This window comes from Micromonospora sp. NPDC023956, assembly GCF_040639195.1.
Taxonomy (GTDB): domain Bacteria; phylum Actinomycetota; class Actinomycetes; order Mycobacteriales; family Micromonosporaceae; genus Micromonospora.
On record NZ_JBEZZN010000002.1, the window covers coordinates 373,790 to 386,156 of the forward strand.

General features: G+C 73.3%; 16 protein-coding genes. 8 read left to right on the forward strand and 8 right to left on the reverse strand.

Annotation, left to right across the window (positions count from 1 at the left end; translation table 11 throughout):
• Nucleotides 1–2: 2 nt before the first annotated feature.
• Genes AB0F58_RS04140 through AB0F58_RS04160 form a run of 5 tightly spaced genes read right to left on the reverse strand, consistent with a single transcriptional unit; the run spans nt 3 to nt 4,057 of the window.
• Nucleotides 3–1,361, reverse strand: a complete 1,359-nt coding sequence (locus AB0F58_RS04140; RefSeq protein WP_357137611.1) for a sensor histidine kinase — start codon at nt 1,359–1,361, stop codon at nt 3–5.
• Entirely contained in the window at nt 1,358–2,368 is a 1,011-nt protein-coding gene (locus tag AB0F58_RS04145) for a SpoIIE family protein phosphatase (RefSeq protein WP_357137614.1), read from the reverse strand. The genes AB0F58_RS04140 and AB0F58_RS04145 overlap by 4 nt, the downstream gene beginning before the upstream one ends.
• On the reverse strand, nt 2,365–2,784 hold the full coding sequence (locus tag AB0F58_RS04150; RefSeq protein WP_357137616.1) for an ATP-binding protein: 420 nt from the start codon (nt 2,782–2,784) through the stop codon (nt 2,365–2,367). Before AB0F58_RS04150 ends, AB0F58_RS04145 begins: the two co-directional genes overlap by 4 nt.
• A complete protein-coding gene (locus tag AB0F58_RS04155; RefSeq protein WP_145820836.1) occupies nt 2,781–3,194 on the reverse strand; it encodes an STAS domain-containing protein in 414 nt (137 codons plus the stop codon). Before AB0F58_RS04155 ends, AB0F58_RS04150 begins: the two co-directional genes overlap by 4 nt.
• Nucleotides 3,194–4,057 (reverse strand): STAS domain-containing protein, encoded by an 864-nt coding sequence (locus AB0F58_RS04160; protein WP_357137620.1) that lies wholly within the window; start codon nt 4,055–4,057, stop codon nt 3,194–3,196. Before AB0F58_RS04160 ends, AB0F58_RS04155 begins: the two co-directional genes overlap by 1 nt.
• 163 nt (nt 4,058–4,220) lie before the next feature.
• On the opposite strand from AB0F58_RS04160, the gene AB0F58_RS04165 reads away from it, so the two are divergent.
• Nucleotides 4,221–4,574: an STAS domain-containing protein gene (locus AB0F58_RS04165; protein WP_357137623.1), complete on the forward strand. Its 354-nt coding sequence runs from the start codon at nt 4,221–4,223 to the stop codon at nt 4,572–4,574.
• Between the two features lie 28 nt (nt 4,575–4,602).
• Here AB0F58_RS04165 and AB0F58_RS04170 read toward each other — a convergent pair whose 3' ends face one another.
• Nucleotides 4,603–5,907: an MFS transporter gene (locus AB0F58_RS04170; RefSeq protein WP_357137626.1), complete on the reverse strand. Its 1,305-nt coding sequence runs from the start codon at nt 5,905–5,907 to the stop codon at nt 4,603–4,605.
• A 49-nt stretch (nt 5,908–5,956) separates the two neighbouring features.
• Here AB0F58_RS04170 and AB0F58_RS04175 point away from each other — a divergent pair, with 49 nt between their 5' ends.
• The 4 genes from AB0F58_RS04175 (at nt 5,957) to AB0F58_RS04190 (ending at nt 7,857) form a co-directional block, all read left to right on the forward strand.
• Nucleotides 5,957–6,637: an FCD domain-containing protein gene (locus AB0F58_RS04175; RefSeq protein ID WP_357137628.1), complete on the forward strand. Its 681-nt coding sequence runs from the start codon at nt 5,957–5,959 to the stop codon at nt 6,635–6,637.
• A 38-nt stretch (nt 6,638–6,675) separates the two neighbouring features.
• Nucleotides 6,676–7,149, forward strand: coding sequence for a large conductance mechanosensitive channel protein MscL (gene mscL / locus AB0F58_RS04180; protein ID WP_357137631.1), 474 nt, complete (start codon nt 6,676–6,678; stop codon nt 7,147–7,149).
• Nucleotides 7,150–7,228: 79 nt separating this feature from the next.
• Entirely contained in the window at nt 7,229–7,462 is a 234-nt protein-coding gene (locus tag AB0F58_RS04185) for a hypothetical protein (protein WP_357137634.1), read from the forward strand.
• Between the two features lie 29 nt (nt 7,463–7,491).
• Complete coding sequence (locus AB0F58_RS04190; protein WP_357137636.1) at nt 7,492–7,857, forward strand: hypothetical protein; 366 nt, start codon at nt 7,492–7,494, stop codon at nt 7,855–7,857.
• Between the two features lie 63 nt (nt 7,858–7,920).
• Here AB0F58_RS04190 and AB0F58_RS04195 read toward each other — a convergent pair whose 3' ends face one another.
• Nucleotides 7,921–9,345, reverse strand: a complete 1,425-nt coding sequence (locus AB0F58_RS04195; RefSeq protein ID WP_357137639.1) for a benzoate/H(+) symporter BenE family transporter — start codon at nt 9,343–9,345, stop codon at nt 7,921–7,923.
• Between the two features lie 59 nt (nt 9,346–9,404).
• Between AB0F58_RS04195 and AB0F58_RS04200 the strand changes: the two genes are divergently transcribed.
• The gene (locus AB0F58_RS04200) at nt 9,405–9,989 is read left to right on the forward strand and encodes an XRE family transcriptional regulator (RefSeq protein ID WP_357137642.1); all 585 of its coding nucleotides are present in this window, start codon (nt 9,405–9,407) and stop codon (nt 9,987–9,989) included.
• 159 nt (nt 9,990–10,148) lie between these two features.
• Nucleotides 10,149–10,868, forward strand: coding sequence for a protein phosphatase 2C domain-containing protein (locus AB0F58_RS04205; protein ID WP_357137645.1), 720 nt, complete (start codon nt 10,149–10,151; stop codon nt 10,866–10,868).
• Between the two features lie 8 nt (nt 10,869–10,876).
• Here AB0F58_RS04205 and AB0F58_RS04210 read toward each other — a convergent pair whose 3' ends face one another.
• Complete coding sequence (locus AB0F58_RS04210; RefSeq protein WP_357137648.1) at nt 10,877–11,053, reverse strand: hypothetical protein; 177 nt, start codon at nt 11,051–11,053, stop codon at nt 10,877–10,879.
• A 70-nt stretch (nt 11,054–11,123) separates the two neighbouring features.
• Between AB0F58_RS04210 and AB0F58_RS04215 the strand changes: the two genes are divergently transcribed.
• Nucleotides 11,124–12,323, forward strand: a complete 1,200-nt coding sequence (locus AB0F58_RS04215) for a GNAT family N-acetyltransferase (RefSeq protein WP_357137650.1) — start codon at nt 11,124–11,126, stop codon at nt 12,321–12,323.
• Nucleotides 12,324–12,367: the final 44 nt, after the last annotated feature.

Here is a 12,367-nt window from a genome sequence, read left to right on the forward strand (position 1 = left end):
CCTCACGCCCCGTTCAACGGCAGGTGGAGGGTGAACGCACTACCCCGGCCGGGCTCGCTGGTCACGCTCAGGGTTCCGCCGAGCAGCATGACCAACTGTCGGGCGTACGGCAGGCCGAGGCCGGTGCCGGCGCCCCTCGCGCTTCCGGGCACCTGGTAGAACTCCTCGAAGATCCGCTCGTGCAGGTCCGGTGCGATGCCGATGCCGGTGTCCGAGACGACGATCCGCCACCGGCCGTCGACCAGGTCGGCGCGCATCCGCACCTCGCCCGCCTCGGTGAACTTGAGCCCGTTGTGCAGCAGGTTGCGCAGCACCCGGGTCAGCAGGGTCTCGTCCGACCGGAGGGTCGCCGGGTGCGGCGGCTCCTCGATCGTCAGTTCCACCCCGGGCCGGGTGGCCAACGCCCGAAGCGTGCCCCGGAGCTGACCGAAGACCACCCGCAGGTCCACCTCGGTCCAGTCCGGCTCGATCCGGCCGGACTCGGCCTTGGCCAGGTCGAGCAGGTCGTTGACCAGGACCAGCAGGTCGGTCGCGGAGGACCGGATCAGCCCCACCTGGCGGGCCTGCTCGCCGGTGAGCGGGTCCGACGCCGAGTCGGCGAGCAGCCGGGCCAGTCCGATGACGGCGGTGACCGGTGCGCGCAGCTCGTGGCTGACGTTGGCCAGGAACCGGCTCTTCGACTCGCTGGCCGCCTTGAGCTGCGCCGACTTCTCGTCCAGCTCGGCGTAGAGCGCCACCACGCCCCGGTTGGTCTCCTCCAGCTCCTCGGAGAGCTGGTTGTAGAGCGCGAGCACGCCCCGGTTGGTCTCCTGGAGTTCCTCGTTGAGCACGCGCAGCTCGTCACGCTGGCTGCGTACCTCGTCGAGGGCGGTGATGAGCTGCTCGTTCTGGAAGGTGAGTTCGTCCAGTGCGCTACCCGGCGTGCTCTGCGCGAGGCGGGCGCGCAGTGCGGCGAGACGCTGCGGGGTCAGCGCCTCCGCGTGGGCCGGGATGCGTCGCGACATCCGGATGACGGTAACCCCCTCGGCCGGGGGCAGGTCCAGTCTGTCCACCAACCGGGCGACCGCGCCGGAGACCGGCTGGTACCCGGCCGGCCCGAACGGTCGCAGCGGGGCCAGGTCGACCCTCAGGACCGGCCGCCCCTCCTCCACCCCGGCGGCGTAGAAGGCGACGTCCGCGCCGCCGACGGTCCGGACCAGGTCCCGGGCGACCTCGCTGAGCGCGGTGGCGATGCGGATCTGGTCCTGGTACTCCAGACCGACGGCGAGCGCCACCTCCCGCCCCCGTTGCCGCAGCACGAAGATGTCGGGTTCGGCGCGGAGCGTCATCTGCAACAGCGGGGCGGAGACCGGGGAGCTCATGCCGGGGCCCGGGCGACGAGGACACCGGCGTCGTCGCGTCGTACGCCGTAGTCGCGCAGGATGGTGGCGGCGGCCAGCAGCGGGGACCGGTCGGCCAGCCCCGGGTAGTCGGTGAGCTGCCAGCGGTCGGCCACCCCGTCGCTGTGCATGACCAGCAGGGCGTCCTCGCCGAACGGGTACTCGTACTCCCGGACCACGGGCCGCTGGTGGCCGGCGATGCCGGGAAGCGAGACCAGCCCGCGCCGCCGGCCGTCCTCGACCACGGCGGCGGCGATGTTACCCAGTCCGGCGTAGCGCAACCGCCCGGCCGACGGCTCCAACTCGGCGACCGCGAGCGCGGCACCCCGGGTGTGCGTGAGCGACCGGTGCAGGTGCTCCACCACGGCCTTCGGCGAGCCGGCCGGCGCGGCGCGGAAGGCGGTGCTGGCGGCGTCGGCGGCGGCGGCGGCCAGCGGGCCGTGCCCGAGCCCGTCGCAGACCAGCACCTGCGGACGTCCGTCGGCCAGCCGCGCGGCGAAGGTGTCCCCGGACCGGGCCTCCCCGGTCAGCGGCCGGGTGATACCGGCCGCCCAGTCGGCAGGCGGTGCGGCCGACGGCCACACCTGCACGGCGAGCACCGTGCCCCGACCGGTCTGCGAGTAGCCGTCGTACCGGCTGGCCTGCCGGGCGATCGCGCCGAGACCGATGCCGAGGGTGCCGGTGGTGGAGTGTCCGTCCCGGGAGGAGACGGTGAGGTCGGCCATGCCGGGTCCGGAGTCGACGGCGATCAGTTCCACGCCGGCCTCCCCGTCGCGCCGGGTGGGACGGAGCAGCAGCACCCCGTCCTGGGCGTGCTTGACCAGGTTGCTGGTCAGTTCGGCGGCGACGATCGCCAGGTCGGCGGTGCGCCGGTCGCCGAGGTGCAACTGCTGGCCGAGCCGCTCGGCGGCCCGGCGTACCGCGCTGGCCGCGCTGCTCGTCTCGACCCGGAACCAGAGGCCCTCGTCGGAGACGGGCTCGGTGATCATCGAGACCACTTGGTCACGGTGATCACGGTCCCTTCGCCCACCGCGGTCCGGATGTCGAACTCGTCGACCAGGCGACGGGCACCGCTGAGCCCGAGCCCGAGGCCGCCGCCGGTGGTGTAGCCGTCGGTGAGAGCCAGGTCGAGGTCGGCGATACCCGGCCCGGTGTCGGCGAAGACGATCCGCACCCCGCGCCGTACGCCGTTGTCGACGACGGTCACCTCGACGTCGCCACCACCGCCGTAGACCAGTGTGTTGCGGGCCAGTTCGCTGGCGGCGGTCACCAGTTTGGTCTGGTCGACCAGGGAGAGCTTGACGGCGACCGCGACGGTACGCACCAGCTGACGGACACGGACCACGTCCTCGTCGCGCCGGATCACCTGCGCCTGCGGACGGCCCAGGTCGATACCGGTGGTCATGGCGACGTCGCCGCCGGTTCGGCGTCGGTGGGATCGATGTCGAGGTCGTCGTCCTCGGCTCGGGCCGCCGCGATGAGTTCGATACCCCGTTCGACGTTCAGGGCGGTCCGGATGCCGTTGAGGGACAGGCCCAGCTCCACCAGGGTGATGGCGACCGCGGGACGCATCCCGACCACCACGGTCTCGGCGTCGAGCACCTTGGAGATGGACGCGATGGTGGAGAGCATCCGGCCGATGAACGAGTCGACGATGTCCAACGCGGTGATGTCGATGATCACCCCGTGACAACCGGTCGCGACGATCCGTTCGGCCAGGTCCTCCTGGAGTTGCAGGGCGGTCTGGTCCTCCATGTCCACCTGGATCGAGACCAGCAGGATGTCACCGATCTTGAGGACCGGCACCCGCTCCATCAGGCCTCCCGGCGTGCGCGGCGGTGGGGGGTCTCGACGCCGGTGAGCCGCAGCACGTGGCGCAGGGCGTCGGCGAGGCTGGCCTTGGTGGCGATGTCACCGAACTCGATGCCGAGCGCCACGATGGTCTGCGCGATCTGCGGCCGGATGCCGGAGATGATGCAGTCGGCCCCCATCAGTCGGGCGGCCACCACCGTCTTCAGGATGTGCTGGGCGACCTGGGTGTCCACCGCCGGCACACCGGTGATGTCGATGATCGCGTACGGCGAGCCGGTGTCGACCAGGGTCTGGAGCAGCCGCTCCATCACCACCTGGGCCCGGGCCGAGTCGAGGGTGCCGACCAGCGGCACCGCGACCACGCCCTCCCAGAGCTTCACCACCGGGGTGGAGAGCTCGAGGAGCTGCTCGGCCTGGTCCGCGATCAGGCTCTCCCGGGTGCGGACGTAGCTCTCGAAGGTGAACAGCCCCATCTTGTCGATGAGGCGGGAGAAGCCCACGAAGTCGCGGAGCCGGGTGCCGTCGTCCGGGAGGCCCTCTATCAGCTCCAGCAGCACGTCCTTGAGGGCGTAGATGCTGATCGCCGTCTCGGTGGCGGTGAAGCCCTGCCGGGCCCGGCCCCGGGACAGCTCGGCGAGCACGGCCCGCAGTTCGGCGGCCCGCTCCGACTCCAGGTCGATGGCCCCGCCCTCACCGGCGACGACCATGCTGCGGTGCAGATCCTGCACCTGACCGCGCAGTTCCGCCTGACTGAGCCGACCCCGCAGCGAGGCCGCGATCGCCTCCGTCCAGCGCTGCGTCACCACGTCGGCATGCTCGGTGAGCAGGCCGGCGAGCCGTCCACTCACTTCCGTGCTCAGCGCCATCGGATTCCCCCTCCACCCTGACCGGGGCGGACTCTATCACCGGCCCCGGCCAGACTAGTTGTTGCAGAGCAAAGACCTGACGTCCGCCCCCGCGAACGGCTCCCGTTCTACATGGCACCCCGTCGGTGGGATACGGTTCCACCGACAACAGGAGGTCTGGCGGATGTCGTTGACGGTGCACACGGAACAGCGCGGCGACGTGGTCGTGGTGTCGGTCGCGGGCGAGCTGGACATGGCCACCGCCCCCCAGCTCCAGGACCAGATCACCGACCTGCTCGACAAGGGGCGCAGCCGGCTGGTCTTCGACCTGGCGGAAGTCTCGTTCTGCGACTCGACCGGGCTGTCGGTCTTCGTGCGCGCCAAGAACAGCTGCGACGAGGCCGGCGGCGAGGTGCGCCTCGCCGCACCGCAGCGCGGTGTGCTGCGCATCCTCGAGGTCAGCGGACTGGTCGAGGTCCTGCAGACCTACCCGACCGTGGACGAGGCGGTGGCCGGGGAGCCGACCCCGGCCTCCTGAGCCACCCCGACGCGGGTCGCCCGCCGGGTCACTCGTCCTCGATGTAGCGGGGGCGGGCGATCGCCAGGCCGGCGCCGGTCTGCACGACCAGGGCGAGCAGCAGGAAGGCGATCGGCACCTGCCAGCCGCCGGTCGCCTCGTAGAGGATGCCGACGAGCAGCGGGCCGAGCCCGGCGATCACATACCCGGTGCTCTGCGCGAACGCCGAGAGCTGCACCGTTCCCTCGGCCGTGCGCGCCCGCAGGCCGATGGTGGTCAGGATCAGCGGGAACGCGCCCTGACCGACGGCCAGCAGGATCACCCAGAGCAGGGCCAGGTCGTGCGGCGCGAACGCGAGACCCAGGTAGGACAGGGTCGCCGACAGGGACAGGAAGAGCACCAGTGGGCGCAGGGTGCGCAGCCGGGTGGCGATGGCGGGCATGACCAGGGCCACCGGCACCCCGAACGCGGTCACCCCGGCGAGCAGCAGCCCGGCGTCCTGCGGCTGGTAGCCGGCGTCCCGGAAGAGCTGGGCCAGCCAGCCCATCACCACGTACCCGCTGAGCGACTGGGCCCCGAAGTAGGTCGCCATGGCCCACCCGAGCCGGGTGCGTTCCGGCCGGATCCGCGACCGGGGGGACGCCTGTGCCGTCCGCCCCGCCCGCCGCGCGGCGGCCCGCGCCCGCAGCGCCAGCGGCACCCACGGGAGTACGGCCACCAGGGCCAGTGCGGCCCAGACGCCGAGACCGGCCCGCCACGACCCGAACGCGTGGGCGATCGGCACCGCCGCGGCGGCGGCCACCGTCGTACCGAGGGTCAGGGCCACCGTGTACGCCCCGGTGATCAGCCCGGTGCGGTGCGGGAAGTACTGCTTGACCAGCATCGGCAGCAGGATGTTCGCCACCGCGATCCCGGCCAGCGCGAGCGCGCTGGCGACCAGGAAGACCACGGCCGAGCCGGTGAGGACCCGCAGCAACTGCCCCAGGGCGAGGGTGACCATCGCCACCACCAGCACCCGGGCCGGGGCGACGCGCCGCACCAGCCACGGCGTGAACGCCCCGAACACGGCGAACGCGATGGTGGGCAGCGTGGTCACGAACCCGGCCATCGCGCCGGAGAGCGCCAGGCCGGTGCGGACCTCGTCGAGGAGCGCGCCGAGGCTGGTGATGGCGGCCCGTAGGTTCAGCGCCACCAGGAGCATCCCGGCGAGCACCAGCAGCCCGCCGGTTCCCGGTCGGGCCGGGGTGGCGGCAGGGGTGGCGGCCGGCGGGTCGGGCGGCCCGTCGACGGGGGTCGCCGGGGGGACGCCGGGGGCCACGTCGGGTCCCGCGAGGGCGGCTGTTGGCGGGGTCATGACCTCGAACCTACAATCATGGGATGAATTTCGGCGTGGGTTGTAACCAGTGACACCGTCGGACCATTCCCCGCCCGTGCCGCCCCGGGGTCGACGGGTGAGCGAGACGATCGAGCAGCTCAGGTCCCGGATCCTCGGCGGGGAGTGGCCGTTGGGCGCACGGATCCCGACCGAGCCGCAACTCGTCGCCGCGCTCGGGGTGGGGCGGAACACCGTCCGGGAGGCGGTCCGCGCGCTGGTGCACGCCGGAGTGCTGGAGTGCCGCCAGGGCTCCGGCACGTACGTGGTGTCGACCGACGAGTTGGCCCCGGTGGTGGCCCGCCGACTCGCCGACGACCGGATGACGGAGGTGGTCGAGGTCCGCCGCGCGTTCGAGGTGGAGGCCGCCCGACTGGCCGCGCTTCGGCGCACCCCGGAGGACCTGGCAGCGCTCGACGCGGCGCTGGCGCAGCGGGAGGCGGCCTGGCACGACGGCCGGTTCGAGGAGTTCGTGGAGGCCGACGCCCGGCTGCACGTCGTGGTGGTGGCCGCCGCCCACAACGCCATGCTCGCCGAGCTGTACGCCTCGGTGGGCACCGCGATGCGGGCCTCCGTCGCCCAGGCGGTCGGTTCGCTGGAACCGGACCGGTACGTCGACCACAGTCGACTGGTGGCGGCGATCCGGGCGGGCGACCCGGCGCGGGCCGCGCACGAGGCGGGCGCGTTCCTGGAGCACCAGGTCGGGGCATAGGTTGTCCGGGATCGAGCACCGGACAGCGGGAGTGGCAGATGTTCAAAGGTTTCAAGGACTTCATCATGCGGGGCAACGTCGTCGACCTGGCGGTCGGCGTCGTGATCGGCGCCGCGTTCACCGGCGTGGTCACGCAGCTCACGAAGTCGTTCCTGGAGCCCCTGGTACGGGTGCTCATCGTGCTGATCACCGGCAACCCGAAGGGCCTGGAGGGCTCGACCCCGATGTACCGGGAGATCCCCTTCGACTGGGTGGCCTTCGTGAACGCGCTGATCACGTTCCTGCTCACCGCGGCGGCGCTCTACTTCCTGGTGGTCTTCCCGATGAACAAGCTCGCCGAGCGGCGCCAGCGGGGCGAGGAGCCGCCGCCGAAGGCCCCGAGCGAGGAGGTCAAGCTGCTCACCGAGATCCGGGACGCCCTGCTCGCCGCCGGGCACACCACCCCCGGGCAGCAGCGCGGCGCGCTGGACGACGTGCTCGGTCGCCGGCCGGAGCCGCCGACCGCGCGCTGATCCGACCACGCACACCGGCCCCTGCAGGAATCCCGCAGGGGCCGGATTGTTTCGTACGCATGTTCGATACAGTGCCGCGATGGAGCAACGAAAGCACTGGTGGAACGGCAAGTGGGGGCGGCTGGCCCGGCGGGACGTCTTCCTCCGGGTGGACGCCGACCGGTGGCACGTCGAACAACGCGCCGGTGGTGCCGAGGGCGTCTCCCGGTTCTACGAGTACGGCAGCGCCGAGGAGGCCGAGGAGACGGTCCGGGCCCTGCTCGCCGGCATCGACACCTGGCGCGAGCTCTCTCGGCGTCCGCCCCGCGTTTAGCCGGACGTCGAGCCGGGAACCGCCCCACCATGACGCGACAGGACACGGACGCGCAGACGGTCATCGGACGGGTCACCACCGGCATGCGGGTCGTCGACGCGAGCGGCACCGAGGTCGGCACGGTCGACCTCGTCCAGCGCGGCGACCCGAACGCGGTGGCCGTGGAGGCGCCGACCGCCGACCCGGGCAGCAGCCTCGACGAGCTGATCGAGTCCGTGGCGGTCGAGGAACCGGACGTGCCGGCCGACCTGGCGGCCCGGCTGCTGCGCAGCGGCTACCTGAAGATCACCTCCGCCGGCTCGGCGGTCTACGCCCTCGCCGAGCAGATCGCCGACGTCGCCGATCAGCAGGTACGCCTCACCGTCCCCGCCACCGACCTGGCCCGCGAGGAGTAGCCCCGACGGCAACACACCGCCCCCGGACCACCCGGTACCGGTGATCGGCTGCCGGCTCGGCGATCAGCCTCCCGGTGCCCCGTCCGTGCGGGCAGCTCCACAGGCGTTTTCCGGCGAACGGTCACCTGCCCGCTCCGCCGGCACCTCCCGCTCCCGACTCCGATCCTGCCTCGATCCGGTGCCCGCCGGCCGACCCGCCGACGAGGGCCCCACCGGGGAGGAAACGGACGACGAGGGTCCGACCGGGGAAGGGACGGACGACGAGGGTCCGGGTGGAGCAGGGACGGACGACGAGGGACGGGGCGGGGACGGGACCGGCGGCTGAGGGCCGGGCCGGCCGGGGATGCGGAAGAGGAGCAGCATCGCCCCGCCGGCCAGCAGTCCCCAGAAGGCCCCGCCGATGCCGAGCAGGGTGACCCCGGCGGCGGTGACCACGAAGGTGACCACCGCCGCCTCGCGGGCCTCCGGCTCGGCGACGGCCGCGGTCAGGGCGGTGGCCAGCGCGCCGAGCAGGGCCAGGCCGGCGACCGCCTCGATCAGCACCGGCGGCGAGAGCAGCACCAGCGTGGTGGCCACCCCCGCGCCGAGACCGAGCAGGGCCAACCCGACCCCGGCGGTGACCGAGGCGATCCAGCGTCGCTCCGGGTCGGGGTGGGCGTCCGGTCCGGCGGCCAGCGCGGCGGTGATCGCCGCCAGGTTGACCGCGTGCCCACCGACGGGCGCGGCGGCCACGCTGGCCAGCCCGGTGGTCCGGAGGGCGGAGCCGAACGGTGGGCGGTAGCCGTACCCGGTGAGCACCGCCATGCCCGGTACGTTCTGCGCGGCCATGGTGACCAGGAACAGCGGCACCGCCAGTCCGGCCAGGGCCGGCAGGCTCCAGGCCGGTGACGTCGGGTCGAACACCGGCCAGAGCCGGGTGTCCCCGAGCCGACCGGACGGTGCGGTCGCCGCGATCGCCACCACCGCGACGGCGAGCGCGCCCGGCACCGCCCAGCGACGGGCGAACCGGTGCAGCAGGAGCCAGACGACCACCACCGGCCCGGCGAGTGCGGGCACCTCGACCAGCGCCCGCACCGGTGCCGTGCACAGCGGCAGGAGGACACCGGCCAGCATCGCGCCCGCGATCGGCTTCGGGATCGCGGCGACCGCGCGGCTCAGCGGCGGGAAGAGACCGGCGGCCACGACCAGCAGGCCGGAGACCACGAACGCGCCGACCGCGGCCGGCCAGCCGCCCGTCACCGGACCGGTCGCCACCAGCAGCGCGGCCCCCGGCGTGGACCAGGCGACACTCATCGGCAGCCGGTGCCGCAGACCGAGCCAGACGGCGCTGGCCCCGGAGACGACGCAGACCGCGAGCAGCCCCGAGGCTGCCTGGGTCTCGGTGGCGCCGACCGCCCGGAGCCCGGCCAGGACCACGGTGAACGAGCTGGCGAAGCCGACCAGGGCGGTCACCACGCCGGCCAGCACGGGTTGCAGGACCCCGGCCATTCCGTCTCCCTCCCACAGTGTTCCGTATACGGAACAGCAGCGTGATGCACGATAGCGGCATGCCGACCGACCATCGACCACCGGCCCCCCGGCCGGGAGCCGCCGAGCCCGGACACCCCGAGGAGGGTGCCGCCGCCATCGGTCGCCGGGTCCGCCTCCTCCGGGAGGAACGGGGCCTCTCGCTCTCCGCCCTGGCCCGGTCGGCCGGGGTCGGCAAGGCCACCCTCTCCGGCCTGGAGAACGGCACCCGCAACCCGACCCTGGAGACGCTCTACGCGGTGACCGCGCAGCTCGGTGTACCCCTGGGTGCGGTGCTGGCCGGGCCGGCGAACGCGCCCTCGGTGCGCGGCGCGGCAGTGCGCGCCACCCTGCTCGAGGTGTTCACCGAGGCCGGGGCGACCTACGAGCTGTACCGGCTGCGGGTCGCTCCCGGGCCGGGCCAGGTGTCGCCCCCGCACCGGCCCGGGGTCACCGAGCACGTCACCGTCTTCGCGGGCGTGCTCCGCGCCGGTCCGCTGGACGCGCCGCTGACCGCCGCCGAGGGTGGGCACCTGCGCTGGACGTCGGACGTCCCGCACGGCTACGCGGCGATCGGTGACGAGGAGGTCACCGCGAGTCTCCTGCTGCGCTACCCCCGCGACTGATCCGGGCGTCGCGCTCCGTCCACGCTGGATGTCGGACGGTACGCCGGGGCCGCCGTCCGGGCGCGCGCGGCCGGCAACCGGGCCCGTTCGACGCCGCCACACCGTCCGAGGCGGTGGTGGGTGGAGACGTGGGTGTGGTCTTCTTGGCAGACTTCACCCATGACGCTGATCCTCCGCTCGGCCATCCTGAACGATGTCGGCCTGGTTCGGAACAACAACGAGGACTCCGCACTGGCCGGAGAACGGCTGGTCGCGGTGGCGGACGGAATGGGTGGACTGCCGGCCGGGGAGGTCGCCAGCGAGATCGTCATCCGGATCCTGGACGAGCTGATACCCCCGGTGGCGCCGGACGAGGCGGAGAACGCGCTGCGCGCCGTCGTGCAGACCGCCAACCAGCGCATCCGTGCCGCCATCGACGCCGATCCGGCCCGCGAGGGCATGGGCACCACGCTGACCGCCGCGCTGCTCGCCGGGGACGTGCTGATCGTCGCCCAGGTCGGGGACTCCCGGTGCTACCTGCTCCGTGAGGGTGCGCTGCACCAGCTCACCAAGGACGACACCTTCGTCCAGGCCCTCGTGGACCAGGGAACGCTCACCCCCGCCGCCGCCCGCCAGCATCCGCAGCGGGCGCTGGTCACCCGGGCGGTCCAGGGGATCGACGCGCCCCCGTCGGTCGCCCGCTACACCGTCCTGCCCGGCGACCGGCTGCTGCTGTGCAGCGACGGGCTCTCCGACTACGTCGACGACGGTACGGTCGCGAACACCGTGTTCACCTACGGGGACCGGCAGCAGTGTGCCGAGCAGCTGGTGAAGCTGGCCCACCAGGCGGGCGCGCCGGACAACGTCACCGTCGTGGTCTCCGACGTCGCCGAGGTCTGAACCGCGGTTCACGTGGGGCATCCTCGGCGGAGCAGGTAGTACCGGGCGATCGGGTCGAGCAGGCCGGCGACCGCCCGGCGCAGCGGCACCCGGCGGCCGGCGCGGAGCGCCGCCAGTCCGGGGCGTTCTGCCGGAGCCGCGGCCTCCGCTGGTGCCACGTGCTCCGCCGCGCCGGTCGTCGTCACCGCTCCCGGTGGCGTCCTGATGACGGCGAACCGGGTTGCGGGGCCCCGGGGGCGGGGTTGGGATGGACGGATGAGCATCCGTCGTCTCACCCCCGGGGAACGCCTGACCACCAGTTTCCCGCTCCAGGCATACTCCTTCGACGAGACGCCCCGCCCGGCCGACGACGCCGAGGCGATGCGGGACTGGCTGCCGTACCAGGAGGGCAACCGGACACTCGTCGCCGAAACGGACGGCACCACCCTGGCCTGCGCCTCGGCCATCCCGATGCGGCAGAACCTGCGCGGCGCGGTGCTGCCGATGGCCGGGATCGCCGGGCTCGCCAGCCACCCGCTCGCCCGTCGCCAGGGACACGTCCGGGACCTGATGCACCAGCTGCTCGACGAGATGCGCGACGAGGGACACCTGCTCTCCGCGCTCTACCCGTTCCGGCCCTCGTTCTACGAGCGGTTCGGCTACGTCGGCCTGCCCGCGCCACGGACCGCCACCTTCCCCCCGGACGACCTCGCCGCGCTGCTCCGCGTGGAGCTGCCGGGCGAGGTGGTCTGGCAACGGACCGGCACCGGCTACGACGAGTACGCCGCCTTCCACGACCGCTGCCTGGTGCAGCGGCACGGCTTCGCGGTCCTTCCCGACTACCGCCGGATCCGGGTACGCGAGGACGACAACCGCTGGCTGGTGACCGCACGGGTCGACGGGGTGACCGAGGGCCTGCTCACATACCGGATCGACGGCTACGGCGGCACCCTGGACGGCGGCGACCTGCTCGCCACCAGCCCGCTCGCCCGCGCGCTGCTGTTGCAGTTCCTCGCCCGGCACGTCGACCAGGTGGCGCGGGTGAGTGTGGTGGTCGCCCCGGACGACCTGCCCGAACTCTGGGCCACCGACCTGGGGGTGGTCTGCGAGACCCGGGTGACCCGGCCGGACGAGTCCGCCCCGATGGCCCGGCTGCTCTCGATGGACGCGCTGGTCGGGCTGCCCGCCGGGGCCGGGCGCTGCCGGGTGGAGTTGACCGGGGACCGCTGGCTCGCCGGGACGTACCTGCTGGACGGGACGACCGGGCAGGTGGAGCTCCGGGCCGGGGCGTCCGTCGGCGCGGTCGACCCGCCGTCCGCCACGCTCACCGCCGCCGGGCTCTCCGCGCTGGTGTACGGGGCGCTCGACCCGGCCGAGGTGGTGGTGCGGGGGCTCGGGGACGTACCGGTCGACGCGATGCCGGAGTTGCGTCGCCTCTTCCCGCGTGAGCTGCCGTACCTCTGCGCCGGCTTCTGACCGGTTCCGGCATCCGCCGGACGGTGCCGACCGGACCGGAGTAC